Annotated in this window: 19 protein-coding genes and 1 pseudogene; 11 read left to right on the forward strand and 9 right to left on the reverse strand. The window is 58.4% G+C overall.

What is annotated here, in order from left to right; genetic code table 11:
• Positions 1 to 7 precede the first annotated feature (7 nt).
• Positions 8 to 1,363 (forward strand): fimbrial protein, encoded by a 1,356-nt coding sequence (locus tag D781_RS06845; RefSeq protein WP_233494119.1) that lies wholly within the window; start codon positions 8 to 10, stop codon positions 1,361 to 1,363.
• Complete coding sequence (locus D781_RS06850) at positions 1,363 to 2,094, forward strand: molecular chaperone (protein WP_015671584.1); 732 nt, start codon at positions 1,363 to 1,365, stop codon at positions 2,092 to 2,094. The genes D781_RS06845 and D781_RS06850 overlap by 1 nt, the downstream gene beginning before the upstream one ends.
• A gap of 46 nt (positions 2,095 to 2,140) precedes the next feature.
• On the opposite strand, the gene D781_RS06855 is transcribed toward D781_RS06850, so the two are convergent.
• Complete coding sequence (locus D781_RS06855; RefSeq protein ID WP_015671585.1) at positions 2,141 to 4,180, reverse strand: choline transporter; 2,040 nt, start codon at positions 4,178 to 4,180, stop codon at positions 2,141 to 2,143.
• A 403-nt stretch (positions 4,181 to 4,583) separates the two neighbouring features.
• Here D781_RS06855 and betI point away from each other — a divergent pair, with 403 nt between their 5' ends.
• The 3 genes from betI to betA all read left to right on the forward strand — a co-directional run bounded on the left by betI (position 4,584) and on the right by betA (position 8,503).
• Entirely contained in the window at positions 4,584 to 5,180 is a 597-nt protein-coding gene (betI, locus tag D781_RS06860; RefSeq protein WP_015671586.1) for a transcriptional regulator BetI, read from the forward strand.
• A gap of 23 nt (positions 5,181 to 5,203) precedes the next feature.
• The gene (gene betB, locus D781_RS06865; protein WP_015671587.1) at positions 5,204 to 6,676 is read left to right on the forward strand and encodes a betaine-aldehyde dehydrogenase; all 1,473 of its coding nucleotides are present in this window, start codon (positions 5,204 to 5,206) and stop codon (positions 6,674 to 6,676) included.
• 159 nt (positions 6,677 to 6,835) lie between these two features.
• Positions 6,836 to 8,503: a choline dehydrogenase gene (betA, locus tag D781_RS06870; RefSeq protein WP_015671588.1), complete on the forward strand. Its 1,668-nt coding sequence runs from the start codon at positions 6,836 to 6,838 to the stop codon at positions 8,501 to 8,503.
• Positions 8,504 to 8,560: 57 nt separating this feature from the next.
• Here the strand turns inward: betA and D781_RS06875 are convergent, their stop codons facing one another.
• From D781_RS06875 to D781_RS06885, 3 genes are all read right to left on the reverse strand, one after another.
• Positions 8,561 to 10,183 (reverse strand): FMN-binding glutamate synthase family protein, encoded by a 1,623-nt coding sequence (locus D781_RS06875; RefSeq protein ID WP_015671589.1) that lies wholly within the window; start codon positions 10,181 to 10,183, stop codon positions 8,561 to 8,563.
• A 396-nt stretch (positions 10,184 to 10,579) separates the two neighbouring features.
• Positions 10,580 to 11,170, reverse strand: coding sequence for a LuxR C-terminal-related transcriptional regulator (locus D781_RS06880; RefSeq protein ID WP_015671590.1), 591 nt, complete (start codon positions 11,168 to 11,170; stop codon positions 10,580 to 10,582).
• Between the two features lie 22 nt (positions 11,171 to 11,192).
• Positions 11,193 to 11,909, reverse strand: a complete 717-nt coding sequence (locus D781_RS06885) for an EAL domain-containing protein (RefSeq protein WP_015671591.1) — start codon at positions 11,907 to 11,909, stop codon at positions 11,193 to 11,195.
• 638 nt (positions 11,910 to 12,547) lie between these two features.
• Between D781_RS06885 and D781_RS06890 the strand changes: the two genes are divergently transcribed.
• From D781_RS06890 to D781_RS06910, 5 genes are all read left to right on the forward strand, one after another.
• Positions 12,548 to 13,144 carry a fimbrial protein gene (locus D781_RS06890; RefSeq protein ID WP_015671592.1) on the forward strand — a complete coding sequence of 199 codons (597 nt, stop codon included), beginning with the start codon at positions 12,548 to 12,550 and terminating at the stop codon, positions 13,142 to 13,144.
• 57 nt (positions 13,145 to 13,201) lie between these two features.
• Positions 13,202 to 13,903, forward strand: a complete 702-nt coding sequence (locus tag D781_RS06895; RefSeq protein ID WP_015671593.1) for a molecular chaperone — start codon at positions 13,202 to 13,204, stop codon at positions 13,901 to 13,903.
• Between the two features lie 11 nt (positions 13,904 to 13,914).
• Positions 13,915 to 16,407, forward strand: a complete 2,493-nt coding sequence (locus tag D781_RS06900; RefSeq protein ID WP_015671594.1) for a fimbria/pilus outer membrane usher protein — start codon at positions 13,915 to 13,917, stop codon at positions 16,405 to 16,407.
• Positions 16,398 to 17,387, forward strand: coding sequence for a fimbrial protein (locus D781_RS06905; RefSeq protein ID WP_015671595.1), 990 nt, complete (start codon positions 16,398 to 16,400; stop codon positions 17,385 to 17,387). The genes D781_RS06900 and D781_RS06905 overlap by 10 nt, the downstream gene beginning before the upstream one ends.
• Positions 17,388 to 17,474: 87 nt before the next feature.
• Entirely contained in the window at positions 17,475 to 18,050 is a 576-nt protein-coding gene (locus D781_RS06910) for a fimbrial protein (RefSeq protein ID WP_343228822.1), read from the forward strand.
• Positions 18,051 to 18,073: 23 nt separating this feature from the next.
• Here the strand turns inward: D781_RS06910 and D781_RS06915 are convergent.
• The 5 genes and pseudogenes from D781_RS06915 to D781_RS06940 form a co-directional block, all read right to left on the reverse strand.
• Positions 18,074 to 19,319: pseudogene (locus D781_RS06915) on the reverse strand (IS3 family transposase).
• Between the two features lie 114 nt (positions 19,320 to 19,433).
• Positions 19,434 to 19,889, reverse strand: coding sequence for a helix-turn-helix domain-containing protein (locus D781_RS06925; RefSeq protein ID WP_015671597.1), 456 nt, complete (start codon positions 19,887 to 19,889; stop codon positions 19,434 to 19,436).
• A 684-nt stretch (positions 19,890 to 20,573) separates the two neighbouring features.
• Positions 20,574 to 22,160 (reverse strand): malate:quinone oxidoreductase, encoded by a 1,587-nt coding sequence (locus D781_RS06930; protein WP_015671598.1) that lies wholly within the window; start codon positions 22,158 to 22,160, stop codon positions 20,574 to 20,576.
• A gap of 435 nt (positions 22,161 to 22,595) precedes the next feature.
• Positions 22,596 to 23,300 (reverse strand): glutathione S-transferase N-terminal domain-containing protein, encoded by a 705-nt coding sequence (locus D781_RS06935; RefSeq protein WP_015671599.1) that lies wholly within the window; start codon positions 23,298 to 23,300, stop codon positions 22,596 to 22,598.
• A 78-nt stretch (positions 23,301 to 23,378) separates the two neighbouring features.
• Positions 23,379 to 24,059 (reverse strand): winged helix-turn-helix domain-containing protein, encoded by a 681-nt coding sequence (locus tag D781_RS06940; protein WP_015671600.1) that lies wholly within the window; start codon positions 24,057 to 24,059, stop codon positions 23,379 to 23,381.
• Positions 24,060 to 24,147: 88 nt separating this feature from the next.
• Between D781_RS06940 and D781_RS06945 the strand changes: the two genes are divergently transcribed.
• The gene (locus tag D781_RS06945; protein ID WP_015671601.1) at positions 24,148 to 24,492 is read left to right on the forward strand and encodes an antibiotic biosynthesis monooxygenase; all 345 of its coding nucleotides are present in this window, start codon (positions 24,148 to 24,150) and stop codon (positions 24,490 to 24,492) included.
• Positions 24,493 to 24,716 lie beyond the last annotated feature (224 nt).

Below are 24,716 nucleotides of genomic sequence, written 5' to 3' on the forward strand. Positions count from 1 at the left end.
ACGGATAATGATGATGAACATATTCTCGCGCGCCGTGCTGCTGACGCTGGCCGGCAGTCTGTGGCTCGGTCAGGCGCAGGCGATCTGCTACCGGATCACCGCCACCAACACTAACGTCAGTTCAAACTACTACACCGATCCGAGCAAGGGTATCGGCGCCGCCTGGAGCGGTTCGACCGACACCTCCGGCTCGATCGGCACGCTGCCGACGACGGTGAATATCAATAACAGCCTGTTTCAGCCGGACGGCACGCTGATCGCCAGCGGCACTGTCAGCGCGCTGGAGGCCGGCTCCGGCAGCTACAGCGCCGACCAGATCCTGTTCCGCTGCACCGCCGATGAGGCCGGTAAGCTGTATGAATACTATGCCACCAACGGTGACTCGGAGTGGGCCGGCAAGGTGGAGGTTGGGGCGGTGGCCGGCCTGCCGGAAACCTACCGCACCTACGCCAACGGCATGGCGCTGCGGGCCACCAATCTGGCGACCGGCGAATATTACTCCCGCTACTGGAAGGCGCGGCCGTTAACCAACCTGGAAACGGATTCACAGGGCTGGATTCTGGTGAAGGCCAGGGATTTCAGCGATACCAAGGTGGAGCTGTTCCGCCTGAGCAACTCGACCGGGCCGATGACCGCCAGCGGCGTTTACCCGCAGTCGCAGCCGGCGACCTATATCGCCTTTCAGGGCGGTGGACTGTCGCCGGCTTTGAGCGTCGGTGCGGATTCGCTATTGCAATTTAGCGGCTGGTACGCCGTCTGGCCCGGCGCGGTGAACCTGTATAACCGGCTGTATATTCGCCGCTCCGCCACCTGCTCGGTAACCAATGTGACGCCGCTGGTACGTTTTACGCCGATTACCGCCCCTCAACTGCGCGCCGGTGAAACCCGCCAGATGCCGATCACCATCCAGTTCGACTGTCAGACCGGCACGCCGGCGACCACCGGCGTCGGCGCGTTTGCCAGCGGCGTCGCCGCCAACCAGACGGCGATGGGCATTCTGGTCAACCCGGCAAATGCCGCCGCGGCGGTGGCGGAAGGCGTCGGCACCGCCGGATCCGGCGTCAGCTATCTGCTGTCGGACGGCTACGGCGTCGATCGGAACGTCGCCACCGGCGTCGGCATTCAGATTTCCCGCCCTGGCGGCGCCACGCTAAACCTGCTGAGTACCCTGAGCGGCGCGGTGGCCGCCGGCAACCGCGCCGGCTGGTATCCGGTGTTGGATGACGCCAGCGCCGGCGCGGTCACCAACGGGGTGACCAGTTACAGCAAAACCTTAACCGCTACGCTGCGGGCGCTGCCGGGGAAAACGGTCACCGCCGGCAGCGTCAGCGCCAGTGCGCAGGTGATCATTCAGGTGCAATAATGATGATGAAATCTCTGACGTTCTGTTTTTGCGCGCTGCTCAGCCTGGCCGGTGATGTCAATGCCGGGGTGATTGTCGAGTCGTCACGGGTGGTCTTTGCCGGCGGCGACCGCGAGCGTGCGCTGCTGTTGGTCAACGGCAACGACTATCCGGTGGTGGTGCAGACCTGGGTGGATGACGGCGCGCCGGACGGAACGCCGGAAACGGCGGGCGAGGTGCCGGTGATGCCACTGCCGGGCATCTTCCGGTTGGAGCCGGGCGAGAAGAAGAACCTGCGCCTGCTGGCGACGCAGGTGGCGCAGCCGGTGGATCGCGAATCACTGTACTGGCTGAACGTGTATGAGATCCCGCCGACCGACGCGCGCCTGCCGCCGGCCGTGTCGGCGCTTAAGGTGGCGGTGCGGCTGCAGCTGAAGCTGTTCTACCGGCCGGACGGGCTGCAGAAAAGGGCGGCGCAGTTGGCGGCCAGTCAGCGTTTCAGCCTGACGCGGCAGCCGGGCAGGCTGATGCTGACGGTAAGTAACCCGACGCCGCTGTACGCTACCTACGGCCAGGCGCAGCTGAACGGCGGCGGCCGGCAGACGGCGCTGGCGATCGGCATGCTGGCGCCGTTCGCCAGCAAAACGCTGGATGTGGATGAGCGCAGCGTTGGCCGGCCGGAGAGCGTCAGCTATATGTTGATCGGCGACGACGGCCAGGGCGTTGCCGGCAGCGCCGCGCTGAGGCCATAAAAAAGGCGCCTTGCGGCGCCTTTGGATCGCTGCCGCTGTGGCGGCGTTACATATCCGGGAAGGTCAGGGTATTGCCCGGCGCTTCGCGGTGAATATGCAGGAAGTTCAGGTGTTTTTCGTACTGGTCGAGAATATCGCCAATCACCTGTTCTTTGCTGTAGTCCATCAGGTCGTTGCCCTGGGTGCCTTCCATCAGGAAGGTTTCCAGCCGGTAGTAGTGCGATTTACCGGAGCGGGCGCGATAGGTGAAGCCCGGTACCGAATAGCGCTGTGGCCAGATCTGATAGATAAAGTTCTGCTCTTCCCCCAGATGTACCAGCAGCTCCAGGTGCGGCAGGCGCTCCTCTTCCGCCGGCGGCACTTCGCTGAACTCCACTTTCGCGCCGCGCAGCTCCAGCTCGCGCGCCACTTCCTGCATTGCTGGACGGCAGACGCGATCCAGCATTTTCTGCGTGTATTTGGTGCCCGGGTAGTTCATCACGCGCGACAGGCGCTGTTTCCAGTTCAGCACTTCATTGCTGGAGGCCGGCGTCGGCGCCGAGGTGCTCAGCGCGCCGGCCTTGCGGTAATCCTCGACCTTCAGCGATTTATACAGGCCGGCCATCACGAAGAAGATCACAAAGCTGAACGGCAGCCCCATAATCACCGTGGCGTTCTGCAGCGCGGAGACGCCGTTGGTCATCAGCATGCCGATGGTCAGCAGGCCAATGGTGATCGACCAGAAAATACGCAGCCAGTTCGGCGCATCGTTATTGATATCGCTCAGGCGCGAGGTGAAGTTGCCGAGCACCAGCGAGCCGGAGTCCGCCGAGGTGACGTAAAACAGCAGGCCGGTGATGGTGGCGACCGAAGCGCTGAAGGTGAAGGCAGGGTATTCCGCCAGCAGGCTGTAGAAGCCGTGCGCCGGATACTGCATCACTTCCTGAGCGAACGCGGTGTTGCCGTGGATAATCTGGTACAGCGCGCTGTTGCCGAAGATCGACAGCCACAGCAGGGTAAACACGAACGGGATAATCAGCGTACCGACCACAAACTGACGGATGGTGCGGCCGCGGGAGATACGCGCCAGGAACAGGCCGACAAACGGCGACCAGGCAACCCACCAGGCCCAGAAGAACAGCGTCCAGTTGTTCATCCACTCCACCGGACGGTCAAAGGCGAAGCTGTTGAGCGTCATGCCCATAAAGCGGTTGATGTAATCGCCGACGTTGAGCACCAGCGCGTTGAGCAGGAACTCGGTGTCGCCGAAGAACAGCACGAACGCCATCAGGCCGACCGCCAGCCAGACGTTCAGCTCCGACAGAATGCGGATGCCTTTATTTACTCCGGAGGTGACCGAGATGGTCGCCATCACCACCGACAGCAGGATCAGCGCGCTCTGCACCGTCAGATTTTCCGGTAGGTCGAACAGCACCTTCAGCCCGTAGTTCAGCTGCACTACGCCGATGCCGAGAGTGGTGGCGATGCCGAAGATGGTGCCGACCACCGCCGCGATATCCACACTGTGGCCGATCGGGCCGTTGATGCGCTTGCCGAAGATCGGGTACAGCGCCGAGCGGATGGTCAGCGGCAGGTTATAGCGGTAGCTGAAGTAGCCGAGCGCTATCCCCATCAGGGCGTACATCGCCCAGCCGGTCAGGCCGTAGTGGAACAGCGTCCAGACCATCGCTTGACGAGCGGCCTCCAGCGTCTGGCCCTGGCCTTCCGGCGGCATCATATATTGCGTCACCGGTTCGGCGACCGAGAAGAACATCAGGTCGATACCGATGCCGGCGGCGAACAGCATCGCCGCCCAGCTCATCAGGCTGAATTCCGGTTTGGACTGTTCCGGCCCGAGTTTGATCGCGCCGAAACGCGAGGCGGCGATACAGACCACAAAGACGATATACAGGGTGGCGGCCAGCAGGTAGTACCAGCCAAAGGTTTTGGACACCCAGTTCAGGGTGCGGGTAAGCCAGGTTCCGGATAAATCAGTGAAGAAAATCGTCATCAGCGAGAAGGCCAGGATCAGCCCCGCGGAGATGAAGAAAACCACAGGGTTGAGTCGGTCCTGCTGTGGTTTTGAGGAGGTGTCGTGTGTTGTCATCGTCTTCCTCTGGTGTTTAACAACTGAGTAGAATCGAGCCTTCCGCCGGCGGCGTTCACCTCCGGCGAAATACGGCAGACAGCCCGACGGCAATCATTACCTTCGCTTTCTTAAAATTACCGCCGCAACTATTAGCGCAGCAAAAAAACACTGCGCGGCGGGAACCGCTTACAGCCACTGATTTTGGTCAGGTTTGTTAAATACCTCACAAAAATCAGCCAGTTCCACAACCGAAAAGTACATTTTAGTAACCAAGCGGTAATAAAATATATGCAATTTTTATTGAACGTTCAATCAAAAAAAAGTTTAATAGACCTGCGCCGTTTCTTAATTCTTGCTAAAAACTGCCATACTGGCTCAGGAAACGTCGCCTTACAGAAGACCTGTTTTGAGAGTCGGAGCCATGCCAAAAGTAGGAATGCAGCCAATAAGAAGGCAGCAGTTGATTGATGCCACGTTGGCCGCAGTAAACGATGTCGGAATGCACGACGCCACCATTGCGCAGATTGCGCGCCGGGCCGGCGTGTCAAACGGCATCATCAGTCATTACTTCAAGGATAAGAACGGCCTGCTGGAAGCGACGATGCGCTACCTGATTAGCCACCTGGGCGAAGCGGTCCGGCGGCGGTTACAGGCACAGACCGACCAGAGTCCGGCTGCGCGTCTGCAGGCGATTGTCGCCGGCAACTTTGACGACAGCCAGATCAACAGCGCGGCGATGAAAACCTGGCTGGCTTTTTGGGCCAGCAGCCTGCATCAGCCGCAGCTCAACCGGTTACAGCAGGTTAACGGACGCCGGCTGTATTCCAACCTGAGCGCCGAGTTTCAGCGCGCGCTGCCCAAAGCGCAGGCGCGGTTGGCGGCGAAAGGGCTGGCGGCCCTGATTGACGGCCTGTGGCTGCGCAGCGCGCTGCGCGGCACCGAGTTTAATCAGGCCAAGGCCATCGCGCTGACCAACGAATACATTATGTTTCAGCTCCGGGGGCATACGCCGCCCTGAGGACAGTAATAAAAGGAGAACCTATGTCCCGTTTTGGCTTACAGAAGCTCTATATTCATGGCGCCTATGTAGACAGTACCGAGGGTAAAACTTTCAACGCAGTGAACCCGGCCAACGGCGAAGTGATTGCCGAAGTGCAGGCCGCCAGCGCTGAAGACGTCAACCGTGCGGTGGCGAGCGCAGCCAGCGGACAGCAGGTTTGGGCGGCGATGACGGCGATGGAGCGTTCGCGCATCCTGCGCCGCGCGGTGGATATCCTGCGCGAACGCAACGATGAACTGGCGGCGCTGGAAACCCTCGATACCGGGAAGGCGCTGTCGGAAACCACCGCGGTGGATATCGTCACCGGCGCCGACGTGCTGGAGTACTACGCCGGCCTGATCCCGGCGATCGAAGGCCAGCAGATCCCGCTGCGCGACTCCTCATTTGTTTACACCCGCCGCGAACCGCTGGGCGTGGTGGCCGGCATCGGCGCCTGGAACTATCCGATTCAGATCGCCCTGTGGAAATCGGCGCCGGCGCTGGCCGCCGGTAACGCGATGATCTTCAAACCGAGCGAAGTCACCTCGCTGACGGCGCTGAAGCTGGCGGAAATCTACACCGAAGCCGGCCTGCCGGACGGCGTGTTCAACGTGGTGACCGGCAGCGGCGCGGAAGTGGGCCAGTACCTGACCGACCATCCGGGCATCGCCAAAGTCTCCTTCACCGGCGGGGTGAAAACCGGCAAGAAGGTGATGGCCAACGCTTCCAGCTCGACGCTGAAAGAGGTCACCATGGAGCTGGGCGGCAAGTCGCCGCTGATCGTGTTTGACGATGCCGATCTGGACCGCGCGGCGGACATCGCCATGATGGCCAACTTCTACAGCTCCGGCCAGGTGTGCACCAACGGCACGCGCGTATTCGTACCGGCGGCGCTGAAGGCGCAGTTTGAAAGCAAAATCCTCGAGCGCGTGCAGCGCATCCGCCTGGGCGACCCGACCAACCCGGACACCAACTTCGGCCCGCTGGTCAGCTTCCCGCATATGGAATCCGTGCTGCGCTTTATTGAAAGCGGCAAAAACAGCGGCGCGCGCCTGCTGTGCGGCGGCGAACGCGTTACCGACGGCGAGTTCGCCAAGGGCGCCTACGTGGCGCCGACGGTATTTACCGACTGCAGCGACGAGATGGAAATCGTGCGCGAAGAGATCTTCGGGCCGGTGATGAGCATCCTCAGCTACGACAGCGAAGAGGAAGTGATCAAGCGTGCCAACGACACCACCTACGGCCTGGCTGCCGGTCTGGTGACCCGCGATCTGGCGCGCGCCCACCGGGTGATCCACCAGCTGGAAGCCGGCATCTGCTGGATTAACACCTGGGGCGAATCGCCGGCCGAAATGCCGGTCGGCGGCTACAAGCACTCCGGCGTCGGTCGTGAAAACGGCCTGACCACGCTGGAACACTACACGCAAATCAAATCGGTACAGGTTGAACTGGGCGATTTCGGTTCCGTGTTCTGATCCCCACCGTTGCATTCAGGCTGCGGCACCGTTTGCCGCGGCCAGAATGCCCGGGCTATGCCCGTCTTTTTACGTCAAGCAATACCATTTTGACCGCACAGTATGCGGGCCGGCAGGCCGTTTGCATCACTCAGCTATATCAATGAAAGGAGATAATTGATGGAATACGATTACATCATTATCGGGGCCGGTTCCGCCGGTAACGTATTAGCCACCCGTTTAACCGAAGACGCCGACGTGAGCGTCCTGCTGCTGGAAGCCGGCGGCCCGGATTACCGGATGGATTTTCGTACGCAGATGCCCGCGGCGCTGGCCTTCCCGTTGCAGGGCCGACGTTATAACTGGGCGTATGAAACCGATCCGGAACCGCACATGAACAACCGCCGCATGGAGTGCGGGCGCGGCAAGGGGCTGGGCGGCTCCTCGCTGATTAACGGCATGTGCTACATTCGCGGCAACGCGATGGATTTTGACAACTGGGCGAAGGCGCCGGGTCTGGAAGACTGGAGCTACCTGGACTGTCTGCCGTACTTCCGCAAGGCGGAAACCCGCGATATCGGGCCGAACGACTACCACGGCGGCGACGGCCCGGTCAGCGTTACCACGCCGAAGGCCGGCAATAACGAGCTGTTCCACGCGATGGTGGAGGCGGGCGTACAGGCCGGCTATCCGCGCACCGACGACCTGAACGGTTATCAGCAGGAGGGCTTCGGGCCGATGGACCGCACCGTCACGCCGAAAGGGCGCCGCGCCAGCACCGCGCGCGGTTACCTGGACCAGGCGCGTTCGCGACCGAACCTGACCATCGTCACCCATGCGCTGACCGATCGTATCGATTTCGCCGGCAAGCGCGCGGTGGGCGTCAGCTACCTGAAGGGCGACGGCAACGACCTGCATACGGCGCGTGCGCGCAAAGAAGTGCTGCTGTGCGCCGGCGCCATTGCCTCGCCGCAGATTCTGCAGCGCTCCGGCGTCGGCCCGGCGGCCCTGTTGAAACAGCTGGATATCGACGTGGTGCACGATCTGCCGGGCGTCGGCGAAAACCTACAGGATCACCTGGAGATGTATCTGCAGTACGCCTGTAAAAAACCGGTATCGCTGTACCCGGCGCTGCAATGGTTCAACCAGCCGAAAATCGGCGCGGAATGGCTGTTCAACGGCACCGGCGTCGGCGCCAGCAACCAGTTTGAAGCCGGCGGCTTTATCCGCAGCCGCAAAGAGTTCGAGTGGCCGAACATTCAGTACCACTTCCTGCCGGTGGCGATTAACTACAACGGCAGTAACGCGGTGAAAGAGCACGGCTTCCAGGCGCACGTCGGCTCCATGCGTTCGCCGAGCCGCGGCCGGGTACAGGTGAAGTCGAAGGATCCACGCCAGCATCCGAGCATCCTGTTCAACTATATGGCGACCGAACAGGACTGGCAGGAGTTCCGCGATGCAATCCGCATCACGCGCGAAATCATGGCGCAGCCGGCGCTGGATGAGTACCGCGGCCGTGAAATCAGCCCGGGGCCGGAGGTGCAGACCGATGAGCAGCTGGACGCCTTTGTGCGTGAACATGCGGAAACCGCCTTCCACCCGTCCTGCTCGTGCAAAATGGGCGAGGATGAGATGGCGGTGGTAGATGGCCAAGGGCGGGTGCACGGTATGGAAGGGCTGCGCGTGGTGGATGCCTCCATTATGCCGCTGATCATCACCGGCAACCTGAACGCCACCACCATTATGATCGCCGAGAAAATCGCCGACCGCATCCGTCAGCGTACGCCGCTGCCGCGCAGCACGGCGGATTACTACGTGGCCGGCGACGCGCCGGTGCGCAAGCAGTAATCCTCTCTCCTAACCCGGCGCGCCCTGCGCCGGGTTTTATCTCCCGCAGTATTGACGCTAGGCCGGCAGGGTGACCGCCTGATCAAAGCTGCTCGGCGTCGCCATGCGCCACATGCGGGCGTAAAACTCACTTTTAATCTCTTTTTCCAGCAGCGCCCCCGGCTCCAGGTAGTAGTAGATATCGGCGTAGACCTTGATTTCCGTCGAGGTGATGCGGCGCAGCATATGGTGCGCGGTCAGCTGTTCCGGACGGCTGATGCCTGCCGCCGCCAGCATTTCGGCCAGCGCTTTCACCGTATTCTGGTGGAAGTGGTACACCCGCTCTGCTTTATTCGGCACCACCAGTGCCTTCTGGCGCAGCGGATCCTGCGTGGCGACGCCGGTCGGGCAGTGGTTGGTGTGGCAGCTCTGGGATTGAATGCAGCCCACGGCGAACATAAAGCCGCGCGCCGAGTTCACCCAGTCGGCGCCGAGCGCCATCACGCTGGCGATATCAAAGGCGCTGATGATTTTACCGCTGGCGCCGATCCTGATGCGGTCGCGCAGGCCGCAGCCGACCAGCGTATTGTGCACAAACAGCAGTCCCTCGCGCAGCGGCATGCCCATATAGTTGGACAGTTCCAGCGGCGCGGCGCCGGTGCCGCCCTCTTTGCCGTCGACCACGATAAAGTCCGGCAGAATGCCGGTGTGCAGCATCGCTTTGACAATGGCGACAAACTCCCACGGGTGGCCGATGCACAGCTTGAAGCCGACCGGCTTGCCGCCGGAGAGCTGCCGCAGCTGCTGGATAAAGTGCATCATTTCGATCGGCGTGCGGAAGGCGCTGTGTGATGAAGGGGAAATACAGTCCTGTCCTTCCGGCACGCCGCGGGTGGCGGCGATTTCCGCATCTACCTTTTTCGCCGGCAGAATGCCGCCGTGGCCCGGCTTGGCGCCCTGGCTGAGCTTGATTTCAATCATGCGCACCTGCGGGCTGGCGGCCTGCTCGGCGAAGCGCTGCGGATCGAACTGGCCGTCGGCGGTGCGGCAGCCGAAATAGCCGCTGCCCAACTCCCAGACCAGATCGCCGCCGTGCTCGCGGTGGTAGCGGCTGATACTGCCTTCGCCGGTGTCGTGGTAGAAGTTGCCTTTGGCCGCCCCGAGGTTTAACGCGCGGATGGCGTTGGCGGACAGCGCGCCGAAGCTCATGGCAGAAATGTTGAAGATGGAGGCCGAATAGGGCTGGGTGCAGTCCGGGCCGCCGATGGTGATGCGGTAGCTGGTAGGGTCGGCGGCCGGCACCGGGCACATGGAGTGGCCGATGCACTCATAGCCGGTTTTGTACACGTCGATAATGGTGCCGAAGGGTTTATCCCCCATCTGGTTTTTCGCCCGGCGGTAGACCAGCGAACGCTGGGTGCGTGAGAAGGGGATCTGTTCGTCATCCTCTTCCAGCAGATACTGACGCAGTTCCGGGCGGACAAATTCAAAGAAGAAACGCAGCCGACCAATGATCGGGTAGTTGCGGCAGATGGCGTGGCGCTGCTGGCTGAGGTCATACAGGCCCAGCGCGGTCAGGGCAATGAAAAACAGGGCGGGCAGCCAGAACCAGGGCTGGTCCAGGGCCATAAAAAAGAAGGCCAGCGCCAAGATAATGCTCAGCATAAAGCAGGTATAACGGCTGAATAAGGATGATTTCATAACATCTCCTGATGTTTCAGACAGCTGACAAAGCGTGTTATTAGGGAGAGCGTGGCGATGGGGTCGTAGCGGCGTTAGCCGCCGGAGCGCCCCTCGTTATGCTAGGCCCGGGTATCTCGGGATATCAGACAACTGTGTCATCAACCTTTAACATCTCCTGATGTTTATTTTTAATCCAGACGACAATGCTGATAGAAGCGGCGAAGAAAGCGGAAAGCGCCATCATGCCAGCGGGAAATCCCGTGGTGGAAGAGTAACCAAATTGCGGCGGCAGGATGTGGCTGTTACTGCTTGTTTACCTGTTGTTACATTAATTTAACCTAACCGGCGGCGGAGAAGACGCGTTTATCAGGCGGGCAGGCTGGAAGGAAGGGGGCGTGAGAACGCCCCTTCAGATTATTTGGCGGCAACAAAAATGCTGCTCATGCTGCGCAGGCGCAGCTTGCGCATGGCGCTGTATTTCTGTGAAAAGATGGTTTTGGGATGGGTGCCGCGCTTTTGCGCGATGCGCAACAGACTGTCGCCGCGCAGCAGGTTGAACAACACATCGCTTTCCGCCGGGCTGAGTTCCCGGGTTTTCTGCACCCGGATGCCGCCGGGCGTGCGGCTTTCAAACAGCTGCTGCAATTTTTCTTGCAGCGAATAAAGCGGCATGCGCGCGGGGATCAGTTCAACCGTGATCCCCAGCACCGACAACAGGTTCACCACCCGCTCATCGTCATAGAACACCACAATGCGCGTGTTGCTGCGATAGCCGTTGTGCATCGTGACCAGGCTCTCGATAACATTGACGCTCTGTTCTAAGTTCTGTGAGGTGAAGATCAGCGCGATATCATGCTTAACGATCTTCTCCGCCTTGGCACCGCCGTGCATAAAGTCAGAAAACAGGCGGATATCATATTGGCCGTAATGCTTCTTCAACAGCACGGACAGGCCGACATAACTGTATTTACACTCGCTGATGACCAGGACATTATTTTTAGGCATAAGGGCTAACCCCAACAATAAGTTAGAAGTATTCAGCTGTCAGAAGCGAATTCAAGTCCCCGATGTCGGACTCTTTCCACAGCTTTCCTTGCAGTGCGTAATAGGGCATTTCGTTCAACCACCTTTTATGGTCGGGCGTTTCTACGCCTTCGATAATGACCTTATAATTATTCAGGTAAAAGAAGCGCAGTAATGCGCGCATTAAACCCTCGCCGCCCGGCCTTTGCATAAAGTTCCACAGCAGGAAACGGTCGAGTTTAACGAAACGGAAACGGCTGTTATAAAGCGCGGAAAAGCCCGCATAGCCGGAACCAAAATCATCCAGCCAAAACGAATATCCCTCCAGCGTCGGGTCGAGATGGACGCGGTTTTTTATCAGGCGCGTTGCGCTTTCGCTGATTTCAAAATGGATACAGCGGATGGCCTTTATTCTTTCTGCGAACTGGCTGTTGGCTAATGACGCCAGTGAATGATCGTCAACGTTCAGCGTGACGATCACCTGATGCTGATGAAACCAGGCCTGGTATTTCTCAATCAGGCTGACCTGCTCCAGCAGGATTTCAATGCGGGTCAGGCCGTCCGCGCTTTTGAAAAACTGTTCCGGCGAGAAATGAGCAAACGCGCTGTCGAGGCTAAAGCGCGACAGGCATTCAACGGCGATCAGCTGCCCCGTTCTGGCGAACATTGGCTGAAAGGTGAAATAGATGCCGTTATTTCTCTCTATAAAAGAAGTACTCATTTCCCAATCCTTGGATTGAATTACAGTTCATTGTTTTTTAACTGGTTAATAATTAATGCGGTCAATTTTATTAGTAAGATTCTTATTTATTACCGCCTTTGGCTTTCCCTTCTTGAAACGGGTGTCAAAATGTATGCCTGTTTTTTAACGTGCGCCTAAAATCAGAAAAGTACGCATTTGGTCGCCTGCCATAATGCACTGATTTACCGTTAACTTGCCGTGAGTTGTGTTTATCTCACGCGGAAAATACAGACTATTCCTATCTTTTAGAATCGTCAATATCGATCGATGGTTAATCGTTGATAGATTTTTCCTATCAAGAGGGCGTTTATGAATGTTATAAACGATTTTAATTTATTGGGGCTGTGAGACTAGGATACTTCCGAAATGGAACATGTTAGCGAAGGAATTAAATCTATTTCTCGCAATTCTGTTGTTTATAACTTCGGAATTCTACCTATGTAGTGACAAATATTGCCTGCAAATATGGATGTTTAATGTATTTCCCGGGTGACTGTCAGCATTTCCATTTTAGTTAACGCATAGTGACGGGACGGCAAGATTGTATTCCTTAATCTTCTGTGCGGACTAACGACTATATCAATCATTTTCGATAAATTCCGACATAGGATATTACAATGAACAAAGTATTACTCTCCGCAGTAGCAACCGCTTTTCTGGGAATGTCTGCCGCACACGCTGCATCCGAAAATGTTGGCGGCGGTCAGGTTGACTTCTACGGTAAAGTAACCGACGTATCTTGTACTGTTTCTGTTAACGGTCAAGGCAGCGATGCCAGCGTTTACCTGTCACCGGTAAGCCTGAACGAAGTGAAAAACGCAGGTGCCAACACTTACCTGAAACCAAAATCTTTCACCATCGACGTCACCAACTGCCAGGCAGCTGATACCGAAGTTAGCGCAGACAAACTGGGCGTTAACTGGACCGGCGGCAACCTGCTGACCGGCGCCAGCGGCACCACCGCAGGCTACCTGGCTAACACCGAAGGCACCGGCGCACAGAACATCCAACTGGTGCTGTCTGCTGACGATGCGAAAAACCTGACCAACAAAATCATCCCGGGCGATGCCAACCAGAAAGCGGCCACCAGCGTTGCTGATCTGGACGGTGGCAAGCGCTTCACCTACTACGTAGGCTACGCCACTGCGACCCCAGACACCGTAACCAGCGGTGTGGTCAACAGCTACGCGACTTACGAAATTACCTATCAGTAATCATTTTTGCTGAACAAAAGCGGCAGCGAGTCTGCCGCTTTCATTTCTGAGGTTATGATGAAATCTATTGCCCTTTTTTTCTGTTTCATTTTCAGTTTCTCTGCATCGGCCAACAATATTATCGCTAACGGTACGCGGTTTATTTATCCGGGAAATGAAAGAGAAATAACGGTGCAGCTGTCCAACTCAGCTGATCGGCCGGCGCTGGCGCAAGCCTGGCTGGATAACGGTGACCCGAACGCCACGCCGGATACTATCGTGACGCCTTTTTTAATTACGCCGCCGATTTCCCGCGTGGACGCGAAAAGCGGCCAGACCCTGCGCATTAAGCTGGCGAATAAATCCGGCCTGGCGACGAATAAAGAGAGCCTGTGGTGGCTGAATATTCTGGAGATCCCGCCAAGCAATGCCGGCCGCCAGCAGGAAGGGCAAAACGTCCTGCAGCTGGCGATTCGCTCACGCTTTAAGTTCTTCTACCGTCCGAGCGGGTTGGGCAACCGCGATGCCGCGCCGCAGCAGCTGGTGCTGAAAGCGGCGGGCAATAGCCTGACGCTGACTAACCCGACGCCGTTTTATATCACCGTGACCAAGGTTTCACGCGATGGCAAAACCGCGCTGAATGACCGCACCCTGATGCTGGCGCCGCAAAGCAGCGACACGTTGAAAACTAAAGCGGCGTTTAACGCGGGCGAAACCCTGATTATCAATAATATCAATGATTACGGCTCAGACGTTGCCATTAAACTCGCAGTAAAATAGGGATATTTCAGATGAAACAGTGGGTGCCAAAAGCATTGGGTTGCAAGCTCTCTGTGACGATCGTAGTTTCGGCCTGCATTGCTCCGGCCGGCGCGGCGGAGCCGCAGGAAAATCAACAGCCGCTGTATCAGTTTAACGATGGCTTCATCGTCGGCAGCAAGGAAAAGGTCGACCTGACGCGCTTTAGCACCGTGGCGATCGGCGAAGGCACCTATTCTGTCGATGTTTATACCAACGACGAGTGGCGCGGGCGCTACGACCTGCAGATCACCCGCGATAAGCAGTCCAAACTGGGCGTCTGCTATACCGCCAGCATGCTGTCGCAGTTCGGCGTGGCGGTGGAGAAGCTCAACGAGGCGCTGAGCAAAGACCCGAAGTTTTGCGGCCGCCTGAGCGAGTGGCGTCAGGACGATAACCTGAAAGACAACTTTAATCAGTCTTCGCTGCGTCTGGATCTGTCGGTGCCGCAGATCTATGAAAACCGCATGTACAAAGGTTACGTCGCGCCGGAGTTCTGGGATGAAGGTATCCCGGCGCTGAACCTGGCCTATACCGCCAACTACTACAACAACCATGTTTCTGCTGCGCAGGGTTCGGATGACTCCAGCGCTTACCTGGGCATCAATGCGGGCTTCTCCTACGACGGCTGGCTGCTGAAACATATCGGCAACCTGAACTGGCAGCAGCAGCGGGGCAGTGCGCGTTGGAACTCCAACCAGACCTACCTGCAGCGGCCGATCCCGCAGATGAAGTCGATCTTTACCGGCGGCCAGTTCTTTACCAACGGCGAGTTCTTCGACAGCGTCGGGCTGCGCGGGGTGAACCTGGCGACCGACGACAACATGTTCCCGGACGGCATGCGCTCCTATGCGCCGGAAATCCGCGGCGTGGCGCAGAGCAACGCCCTGGTCACCGTGCGCCAGAGCGGCAATATCATTTATCAGACCTCGGTGCCGCCCGGACCGTTTAACATCAACGATGTCTATCCGTCCGGCTATGGCAACGATCTGGAAGTGACGATCAAAGAGGCCGACGGCTCCGAACAGAAGTTCAATGTGCCTTACTCGTCGGTAACGCAGCTGCTGCGCCCGGGCATGATGCGCTACACCTTCGCCGTCGGTAAGGCCGACGCCGACGATCTGCGCAACAAGCCGGCGATTGTGCAGGGCACCTATCAGTACGGCGTGAATAACCTGTTCACCGGCTACTTCGGCGTCAGCGGCTTTAACGACTATCAGTCGGTGCTGCTGGGCAGCGGTATCAATACCGGCATCGGCGCGCTGTCGCTGGATATGACGCAGTCGCGTCTGAAGCTGAAGGATGAGGATAAAACCGGCCAGAGTTTCCGCCTGAGCTTTAACCGCATGTTCTCCAGCACGCAGACCAGCATCGTGCTGGCGGCGTACCGCTACTCCACCAAGGATTACTACAATCTGAGCGATGCGCTGTACACCATCGACCGGGAGAAGAGCGGCAATAACCGCGAGATCTGGCGGGAGAAGAACGGCTTCAGCTACACCGTCAACCAGGATCTGCCGGAGGGCTGGGGCGGTTTCTACTTTACCGGGCGCATTTCCGACTACTGGAACCGCAGCGGCACCGAGAAGCAGTATCAGCTGAGCTACAACAACATGTGGGGCCGCATGACCTACAACCTCGGCGTGCAGCGCGTCTATTCGGCCAGTAACGGCGGCAACAATAAAGACGACCGTATTTCACTGAACTTCAGCTATCCGCTGTACTTCGGCGAAAACCGCCGGGCGAACCTGAATTCGAACACCGTCTTTAACAACTCGCGCTTCGGCAACTCGCAGCTGGGCCTGAACGGCTCCTTCGGGGAAGAGAACAACCTGAGCTACGGCGTGACCACCTCGGTGGCGCGCGGCGGCGACCACAACGTCGGCCTGAACGGCAGCTATCGCGCGCCTTATTCGACGCTGTCCGCCAGCTACAGCCAGGGCGAGGGTTACCGTCAGAGCGGTCTGGGCGCCAGCGGCTCGTTGATTGCACACAGCGGCGGGGTGACGCTGTCGCCGGAAACCGGCACCACCATGGCGCTGATCGAAGCCAAAGACGCCAAGGGCGCGATGCTGCCCGGCTCGCCGGGCACCCGGGTGGACGGCAACGGCTATGCGGTGCTGCCTTACCTGCGGCCGTACCGCATCAACGCGGTGGAAATCAACCCGAAAGGCAGCTCGGAAGACATCAACTTTGAGAAGACCGTCGCGCAGGTGGTGCCGTATGAGGGCAGCGTCGTGAAGGTGAAATTCAACACCACCGTTGAGAAGAACCAGACTCTGCGCGTGCGGCAGAGCAATGGCGAACCGTTGCCGTTCGGCGCGGATATCGTCGACGAAAACGGTAAATATATTGGCGTGGTCGGCCAGGGCAGCACTTTGTTTATCTCCTCGGACACCGCGAAGCGGGCGGTGATCACATGGAGCAACGGCCAGTGCACCATTGCCCTGAGCCCGGCCTCAACTAAGGATGCGGTATGTCAGTAAAAAATCTCTGTCGTTGGCTGGTGGTGATCGCCGCGCTGGCCGCCGGGCAGGCCTATGCCGCCTGTAGTCGTTATAATACGCCGACCGTGCAGTTGGATATGGTGGTGGGCCGCGTGGTGGTAGACCCGAACGCGCCGATCGGTTCGGTGCTGTATGAGAAAAGTTGGACGATGGGCCAGAGCGGGACCAATTACTACTGCACCGGGCGCAATGACTTTTCCGCCCGGATTGTCGCCAGCGGCGTGCAGGATCTGGGCAACAAGGTCTATTCCACCAACGTGCCGGGCATCGGGCTGCGTTTTCGCCGTGGCGGTGAGATTCAGTTCACCTACCCGGAGGTGAAAAACTTTAATGCCGGACGTGGCACCTATTACCACCTGGCCGGCTCTACCTTTACCCTGCAGGTGATCAAGACCGCGGCGGTGACCGGCAGCGGCAGCGTCGCCAGCGGTAAATATACCTCGTACGACTATGTGTACGGTTCCAACCCGATTCTGGAAACCTACCTGAGCGCCAATGCGCTGACCATCGTTTCGCCGTCCTGTACGGTGATGGGCGGCAATAACTTCAGCGTGGATGTCGGCGCGATTAAAACCAGCGATCTGAACGGCGTCGGCACCTTTGCCGGCGGGCGAAGATTCCCGATCCAGCTGCAGTGCAGCGGCGGCGTCAGCGTTGCCGGCTATGCCAACGTCAATATGACCTTTGACGGCAACCTGGCGACCGGCACCACGCTGAGCCAGGGCGTGTTGAAAAACGAACGCACCGACAGCAGCGCGGCGCAGGGCGTCGGCATTCAGGTGCTGGACAGCCAGATGAACCCGCTGCAGTTCAAAAAGGCATATAACGTCGGCCGTCTGGCAAATAACCAGACGCAGTATATCGACCTGTCGTATACCGCGCGTTTTTACCAGTATCTGTCCAAGATTACCTCCGGCGCGGTTGAAGCCCATATGGTGTTCAACCTGACCTACGACTAACGGAAAACGTCCGGGGCGCAGTTCATCTGCGCCTCTGTATAAAGGAACATTATCATGAAACGCTGTGTATCATTGCTGCTTGCGGGGATGGGGTATTGCGCGCTGGCGCAGGCTGCGACGCCGAATGCCGACGGTGGACGGGTCGATTTTCTGGGTAAAATCACCGACACCTCCTGCACCGTTTCGGTCAACGGTCAGGGCAGCGACGCCAACGTCTACCTGGCGCCGGTATCGCTACAGGAAGTGCATAACCGCGGCGCCGGCGCCTACCTGAAGCCGAAGCCGTTTACCATTCAGCTGGGCAACTGCCAGATAAGGGCGCGCATGATGGATGAGGATGACGGTCCGGACAGGATCAGCGTGAGCTGGGTGGGCGGTAATCTGCTGCAGGGAGGCAATGAGGACGCCGGTTACCTGGCTAACAGCCTGAGCGACGGCGCCAGTAATATTGCGCTGGCTCTGTCGGTAAACGGCAACGACACGCTGGACAAGACGAATAAAATTATCCCGGCCGATCCGGATCAGAACAGCGTGCAGCCGGAAATCGGCGCCAAGGATATCGGCACCTTTACCTACTACATCGGCTATGTGACGCAGACGCCGAAGAAAGCCACCTCCGGGCCGGTGAGGAGCTACGCTACCTATGAGATTGTGTATAACTGATCGCTTGGCCGCGTAAGCCGTGACTAGTCCTGATATAGGTTGACACTTTTCAGCCGGATAACGCCCGATGAACCTCATCGGGCGTTTTGTATTTCAGCGACAGGTGCGGCCGCTGTGTGTTGTAGATGTTCACCGACTCCCTGACCATCTTTTTTGCCTGTACGATGTCTTCTGGCCTGCCGAGCAGATATTCCGTTTTAAGTATCCCATTTACCCGTTCCGCCAGCGCATTCTGGTAACAGTCATACCCGTCCGTCATCGAGCAAGTGACACCATACCTTTGATGTAACGCCTGATATTCCTGCGAACAGTACTGGATACCCCTATCCGAGTGGTGCACCAGCGGCAACGTCGTGCGTCTGCCGGCCAGCGCCATTTTGAACGCGCAGGCGACGTGTCGGGTATGCAGACTGTCATGTACATGATACCCCACGATTTTTCTCGACCAGGCATCCGTTATCAGGCTGACATACGCCGTTCCCGTCCTCAGCGGCAGGTAGGTGATATCCGCCACCCACACCTGTTCCGGACGGCTGGCTATTACTTGATTGTCTCCTGCTTTCAGCAGGTTGGGATGGCGATAAAAACGATGATGGCTGTGCGTCGTCTTGTGATATGCCCGTTTAGGCATCACCAGTAACCGCGCGCAGCGCAGGATACTGAACAGCCGGTCGCGGCCCACATGCAACGCCGGTTCCGGGCGTTGCCGCAACAGGTGATGCAACTTACGCGTCCCCAGTCGGGGCTGATGCAAGCGGATAGCCGTTACCTGTGCGACGAGATGCCGGGCCTGCTCCTCTCTGCCTGCCTCTCGCTGCAGAGACTGATACCACGCTTGTCGGCTGATGCCCATCCATCGGCAGGCCCGCGTTACTGTGAGTCCCGGTACTTGTGTTTGCGCGATAAGGCGGTTAACTGCTTTTTTGTCAGCGTAGCACCAAAGTCGGTATTCATCACTTTGACGACGGCTTCGAAGAACTGGGCTTTGACTTCAGATTCAGCCAGTTGCTGCTCAAGTTCTTTAATTCGCTGTTCGGGCGTCAGGGGAAGTTTGGGCATGTTGCCTCCGCACTTTTGGGGGGAAGGAGAAGTCCGCCAGTCAAGTTGACCGTATTTGCGCAGCCAGTTCATGACGGTTGCGTTGCCTTGGATACCATAACGGTCTGCGGCCTGACGACAAGTCATTTCACCTTTTTCGACCTGTTCGACAACGGCTAACTTAAAGGATAGAGAGTAATCGCGTTGTGTGCGTTTAACATACTGGTTCATCACATTTTCCTCTGTACGTGAGTAAAATGTGTCAACGTTATTTAGGACGGGTCACCGCAAACAATCAGGGCGCCGTGATAACGGCGCCCTTTTTTATCGGCCGGGGAAAACGCCCTAGCGCTGACCCACCCAGTTGCTGCACTTGCCGTCGACGCACTGTTTGGCGTACAGCAGCTGCAGCCCCGGCGACTCCTGGTACTGCGCCGGCTGCGCGGAGGCGGGCAGCGGTGCATCGTCGAAGGCATCCCAGTCGCTGCGGCGGTAAACCGCCGGCGTTTTGCCGAACTGCTTTTTGAACGCGCGGGAGAACGACGGTTGGGAATCAAAATGATATTGCAGGGCGATATCCAGGATCGGGCGGGGCGTCGATCTCAGCGCCTGCGCGGCTTTCGACAGCCGGCGTTCGCGGATATAGCTGCCGAGGGCGTGGCCGGTGGTGCTGCGGAACATGCGTTGCAGGTGCCATTTGGAGTAGCCCGATTTTGCCGCCACGTTATCCAGCAGCAGCGGTTGGTCCAGGTGAGTTTCAATCCAGTTCAGTAAGTCGTGAATGATATTGGCGCGATCCATTATTTAAATTCTCCCGCAGGTACGACATTCAGATCTCAAGAGATAAGGCGTCGCCATTCATACGTAAAACCGGGGTTTCAGGTATGAACAGGCTAATTATCCAAGTTTGTGCTTTGATAATAGGCGGGCAGAATCCATTACGCAAGAGGGAACTTGGTAAATAGGGGGCGCGAAAAATGCTCCGCTGGCGGTAGGGATAATAAGAAAGGTTTGGTTGTTGGGAGATAATCCTGCGGTTTAACGGCTTATTCGTGATTAATGTCAAAATGAGTAGTTAAGTTACCCGGTAATAGCAGATTCGGGTGTTGACCTTTAGCGCGCATCACGGGCTGCCGAACAAGGAACCTGAGCCAGGGGCAACCGGACAGGGATGTCCGGTTGAGGCGGCACAGGCAGGGAAGCCTGTAGAGCCGACCCGCCCGGCGACGGTGACGCCGTGAGGGTTACCCGAAGGGCAGAACGTGCCTAAGCGCAGGCGCGGGTGAAGGGGCCGCGCCTACGGCCCCTTCAATTGCCTGTCACTGCCGTAACAGAGAAATACCTTTCGTTTGTGGCAATTCTGAACATCCTGAACTTGCAGATACCTTGTGTAAAAAAGCCAGTCAGTATTCACTGACTGGCTTTTTGGGCGGCGCATAGCGTTGCTATTGTGGAGTGCTACTTTGCCGTTGCGTCTGTATATGCTTACTGGACTGCTGCGGCTTCCGGTTTGACTTCAATATAGTTCAGCTGCAGCGTGTTGCTGGTGTAGCTGCGGATCTTGTTGGTCATTTCCACGTTGCCGTTCAGCGTATGGCCGTAGGACGGAATGATCTCTTTCAGCTTGCTCTGCCACTGCGGCGTCGCCACTTTATCTTTGAACACTTTTTCCATCAGGTGCAGCATGATCGGCGCCGCGGTGGACGCGCCCGGCGATGCGCCCAGCAGTGCGGCGATGCTGCCGTCCTGCGAGCTGACGACTTCGGTGCCGAACTGCAGCACGCCGCCTTTGTCAGCATCTTTCTTGATGATCTGTACGCGTTGGCCGGCGGTCCACAGTTTCCAGTCTTCCTGCTTGGCGTCCGGGTAGTACTCCTTCAGCGCGGCGAAGCGGTCGTCATCGCTCATCATCAACTGGCCGATCAGGTATTTCACCAGATCGAAGTTATCCATGCCGACGTGGGTCATTGGCATCAGGTTGGAGCTGTTCATGGAGACGATCAGGTCAAACAGCGAACCGTTTTTCAGGAACTTGCTGGAGAAGGTGGCGAACGGTCCGAACAGCAGCACGCGCTTGCCGTCCAGCATACGGGTGTCCAGATGCGGCACCGACATCGGCGGGGAGCCGACGCTGGCCAGGCCGTACGCTTTTGCCAGGTGCTGGTTGGCAACGTCCTGATTGGTGGTCACCAGGAACTGACCGCCGACCGGGAAGCCGCCGTAGCCGTCAGCTTCCGGAATGCCGGACTTCTGCAGCAGGTGCAGCGCCGCGCCGCCGGCGCCGATAAACACGAACTTGGCGTTGGTGGTGGTTTCTTTACCGCCGTTATGCAGGTCGGCAACGGTCACCGCCCAGCTGTTGTCCGGGTTGCGCTTGATATCGCGCACTTCATGGCCCAGGCTCAGGCTGAACTTTTTGTCTTTGGACAGGCTGTCCACCAGCTGGTGAGTGATGACGCCGAAGTTCACGTCGGTGCCCAGCGGCATGCGGGTGGCGGCGATCTTCTGCGCCGGGTCGCGGCCTTCCATCATCAGCGGCGCCCACTGTTTGATCTGCGCAGGATCTTCAGAGTACTCCATGCCGCGGAACAGGGTGCTGTGCTGCAGCGCCGCGTAGCGTTTGCGCAGGAAGTTGATGTTATCGTCCCCCCAGACAAAGCTCATGTGCGGCACGCTGTTAATAAAGGATTTCGGATCGTGCAGGACGTTGTTTTTGACCTGATAAGACCAGAACTGGCGGGAGATTTCGAAAGACTCGTTAACGGTGATCGCTTTGCTGATATCGATGGTGCCGTCTTTCTTTTCCGGGGTGTAGTTCATTTCGCTGAACGCGGAGTGGCCGGTGCCGGCGTTGTTCCAGCCGTTGGAGCTCTCTTCCGCCACGCCGTCCATACGCTCGACCATATCGATGGTCCAGTCCGGCTCCAGCTCACGCAGGTAGGTGCCCAGCGTGGCGCTCATGATACCGCCGCCGATCAGCATAACGTCGACGTTTTTATTTTCTGCGGCGACGGCCTGCTGGCCAAGGCCGAACAGGTTGGCGCAGAAAAACAGAACGAGTAATTTTCTCATTAAATCAAATCTCTTGTGTGTAAATTCTACTCATTGGCAGGTGAAAGAATTTATCGGTAATAACCCTGGATAGCCGTGAAATCGCGCATGACCTCCGGCGCGAAAATAGCGATAAGCCCTTTTTGTTAACAGGGTATTTAACGAAAAGTGGCTTATTCGTAGCGACGCTGAAGAGTAAATGTGCAGCTCACGTTTACGGACGGGATATTATTGTTTGCAAGAATGTTAAAAACTACTTTTGTAACTAAAAAAAGTTTCAAAACTTACAGAAAATATAAGGTTTAGTGAAAATTTTATTTAAATTTTGCAGGAATTGTATTATTCGCCGGCTAATAATATTCGCACCTGCCGAGGATTTAAGCGATCGAGCGGGTGCGCGAAGAGAAACAGGTAACAAAAAATAACGGCCGCCGGGCAGGCGGCCGATGATGGCGCTTACGGACGCGCCGGGATGTTCAGGCCGCGTTGCACCGCCGGGCGTTCCAGGCCGCGCTCCAGCCAGGCGCCGACGCGGGGGAAGCTGTCGAACGACACCAGCTCGCGCGCCTCGTAGAAACCAATCAGGTTGCGCACCCAGCCGAGCAGGGAGATATCGGCGATGGTGTAGTCCGCGCCCATGATCCATTCACGGTTTTCCAGCCGGGTTTCCAGCACGCCGAGCAGGCGCTGCGACTCTTTCTGATAGCGCTGCAGCGGGCGCTTGTCTTCGTATTCCCGTCCGGCGAATTTGTGGAAGAAGCCGAGCTGGCCGAACATCGGCCCCACCGCCGCCATCTGGAAGAAGACCCATTGAATGGTTTCAATGCGCTGCACCGGATCCTGCGGCAGAAATTCGCCGCACTTCTCCGCCAGATACAGCAGGATGGCGCCGGATTCGAACAGCGCCAGCGGTTTGCCGTCCGGCCCGACCGGATCGAGGATCGCCGGGATTTTGCCGTTGGGGTTCAATGACAGAAACTCCGGCGTCCAGGTTTCGTTCTGGCCGATGTCAATCAGGTGCGCTTCATAAGGCAGGCCGGTCTCTTCCAGCATAATCGATACTTTGACGCCATTAGGCGTCGGCAGGGAATAGAGCTGTAGCCGCTCCGGATGCTGCGCCGGCCAGCGGCGGGTGATGGGGAATTCGGTGGCATCAAACATAGTGGTTCCTCACGTTGGACGGGGCACCGGGCAGCGCCCGCAGGGTAGTGCAATCTCTAAGGCTAGCGCAGCGCGCCGTTACAGCGATATGCCAAAATGTGCGGCCAGCGCCTTTTTTCCCGCTGGCGTGATGTGCAACTGGCGGCTGTCGAGCTGTTTACGCACCCAACTGCGCCGTTCGAAGGCGGCTAATAGCGCCGCGCCCAGCGCACCGCCCAGGTGTTCGCGCCGTTCGCTCCAGTCCAGACAGCCGCAGGCAAAATGGCGGCGGGAGGCGGGCGGGGTGCAGTCGACCCCTAACCGCTCCAGCGCGCTGCGCCCCTGCGGCGTCAGCTGATAGTCGTCGCCGCGCAGCCATTCCTGCGCAAACAGCCGGTTGTGCAGCGTGACGGCCACCTCGCCGGCCATATGGTCATAACAGGTGCGGGCCAGCTGCAGCGCCGTCGGCGTGCTGCTCTTCACCACCGGCCGCGGCCCGCCCGCCAGCGCCATCAGCGATTCCAGCGCGGCGGCCACTTCGCCGTCCGCCAGCCGGAAGTAGCGGTAGCGCCCCTGCTTGACGCAGGCGATCAGCCGCTGATCCAGCAGCCGCGCCAGATGGCTGCTGGCGGTTGACGGCGCGATATCGACCGCGCTGCTCAGCTCGGTAGCGGTGTAGGCGCGGCCGTCCATCAACAGGCACAGCATGCGCGCCCGTGAGCGGTCGGCAATGGCGGCGCCAATCGCCGCCAGCCGCTGGTCGATTTCATCGTGATGCATAGTTCGCTCCATAGCGAAGTGTCGCGGTGAGAATGAGTTTAGGCTGGCGTCAGCTTATCGACAAGGCGCATAGCGCCAGGAGGAACCGATGATCGCGGTAATTTTTGAACTGCACGCGGCCGAAGGCCGGCAGGAGAACTATCTGGCGATGGCGGCGCAGCTGAAGCCGCTGCTGGCGCAGATTGACGGCTTTATTTCCATTGAACGCTTCCAGAGCCTGAGTGAGCCGGACAAGCTGCTGTCGCTCTCTTTCTGGCGCGATGAAGAGGCGGTGCGCCAGTGGCGCAATCTGGAGGCGCACCGGGCCGCGCAGACGCGCGGCCGCGACGGCGTATTGCGCGACTACCGGCTGCGGGTGGCGCAGGTGGTGCGTGATTACGGCGACAGCCAACGCGAACAGGCGCCGGCGGACAGCCGGCAGGCGCACGGCTGATTAGGCCCGCCGTACGGGAGGAAGCGTCTGTCACTGCGGCGTGCGGCGTCGTGGTGGCGGGCAGAGTGAAGGCATCGGCGCGGCAAGAGAAAATGCAGCGCAGGTGCATTTCTGTAAACGCCAGAACTTACCGGTATTACTGGCATATGCGCTGACGGTTGTTTCTTAATAAACGAAACGACGGCTGCGCATTCGCCGCCGGAGTGGGAAAATACCAGGAATGG

The sequence above is a fragment of the Serratia sp. FGI94 genome, assembly GCF_000330865.1.
Classification (GTDB): Bacteria; Pseudomonadota; Gammaproteobacteria; order Enterobacterales; family Enterobacteriaceae; genus Serratia_B; species Serratia_B rubidaea.

Excerpts from the sequence above, each read along its gene's own strand:
- D781_RS06845 (WP_233494119.1), top strand. The coding sequence starts at position 8 with ATGATGATGAACATATTCTCGCGCGCCGTGCTGCTGACGCTGGCCGGC.
- D781_RS06850 (WP_015671584.1), top strand. The coding sequence starts at position 1,363 with ATGATGATGAAATCTCTGACGTTCTGTTTTTGCGCGCTGCTCAGCCTG.
- D781_RS06855 (WP_015671585.1), bottom strand. The coding sequence starts at position 4,180 with ATGACAACACACGACACCTCCTCAAAACCACAGCAGGACCGACTCAAC.
- betI (WP_015671586.1), top strand. The coding sequence starts at position 4,584 with ATGCCAAAAGTAGGAATGCAGCCAATAAGAAGGCAGCAGTTGATTGAT.
- betB (WP_015671587.1), top strand. The coding sequence starts at position 5,204 with ATGTCCCGTTTTGGCTTACAGAAGCTCTATATTCATGGCGCCTATGTA.
- betA (WP_015671588.1), top strand. The coding sequence starts at position 6,836 with ATGGAATACGATTACATCATTATCGGGGCCGGTTCCGCCGGTAACGTA.
- D781_RS06875 (WP_015671589.1), bottom strand. The coding sequence starts at position 10,183 with ATGAAATCATCCTTATTCAGCCGTTATACCTGCTTTATGCTGAGCATT.
- D781_RS06880 (WP_015671590.1), bottom strand. The coding sequence starts at position 11,170 with ATGCCTAAAAATAATGTCCTGGTCATCAGCGAGTGTAAATACAGTTAT.
- D781_RS06885 (WP_015671591.1), bottom strand. The coding sequence starts at position 11,909 with ATGAGTACTTCTTTTATAGAGAGAAATAACGGCATCTATTTCACCTTT.
- D781_RS06890 (WP_015671592.1), top strand. The coding sequence starts at position 12,548 with ATGAACAAAGTATTACTCTCCGCAGTAGCAACCGCTTTTCTGGGAATG.
- D781_RS06895 (WP_015671593.1), top strand. The coding sequence starts at position 13,202 with ATGAAATCTATTGCCCTTTTTTTCTGTTTCATTTTCAGTTTCTCTGCA.
- D781_RS06900 (WP_015671594.1), top strand. The coding sequence starts at position 13,915 with ATGAAACAGTGGGTGCCAAAAGCATTGGGTTGCAAGCTCTCTGTGACG.
- D781_RS06905 (WP_015671595.1), top strand. The coding sequence starts at position 16,398 with ATGTCAGTAAAAAATCTCTGTCGTTGGCTGGTGGTGATCGCCGCGCTG.
- D781_RS06910 (WP_343228822.1), top strand. The coding sequence starts at position 17,475 with ATGGGGTATTGCGCGCTGGCGCAGGCTGCGACGCCGAATGCCGACGGT.
- D781_RS06925 (WP_015671597.1), bottom strand. The coding sequence starts at position 19,889 with ATGGATCGCGCCAATATCATTCACGACTTACTGAACTGGATTGAAACT.
- D781_RS06930 (WP_015671598.1), bottom strand. The coding sequence starts at position 22,160 with ATGAGAAAATTACTCGTTCTGTTTTTCTGCGCCAACCTGTTCGGCCTT.
- D781_RS06935 (WP_015671599.1), bottom strand. The coding sequence starts at position 23,300 with ATGTTTGATGCCACCGAATTCCCCATCACCCGCCGCTGGCCGGCGCAG.
- D781_RS06940 (WP_015671600.1), bottom strand. The coding sequence starts at position 24,059 with ATGCATCACGATGAAATCGACCAGCGGCTGGCGGCGATTGGCGCCGCC.
- D781_RS06945 (WP_015671601.1), top strand. The coding sequence starts at position 24,148 with ATGATCGCGGTAATTTTTGAACTGCACGCGGCCGAAGGCCGGCAGGAG.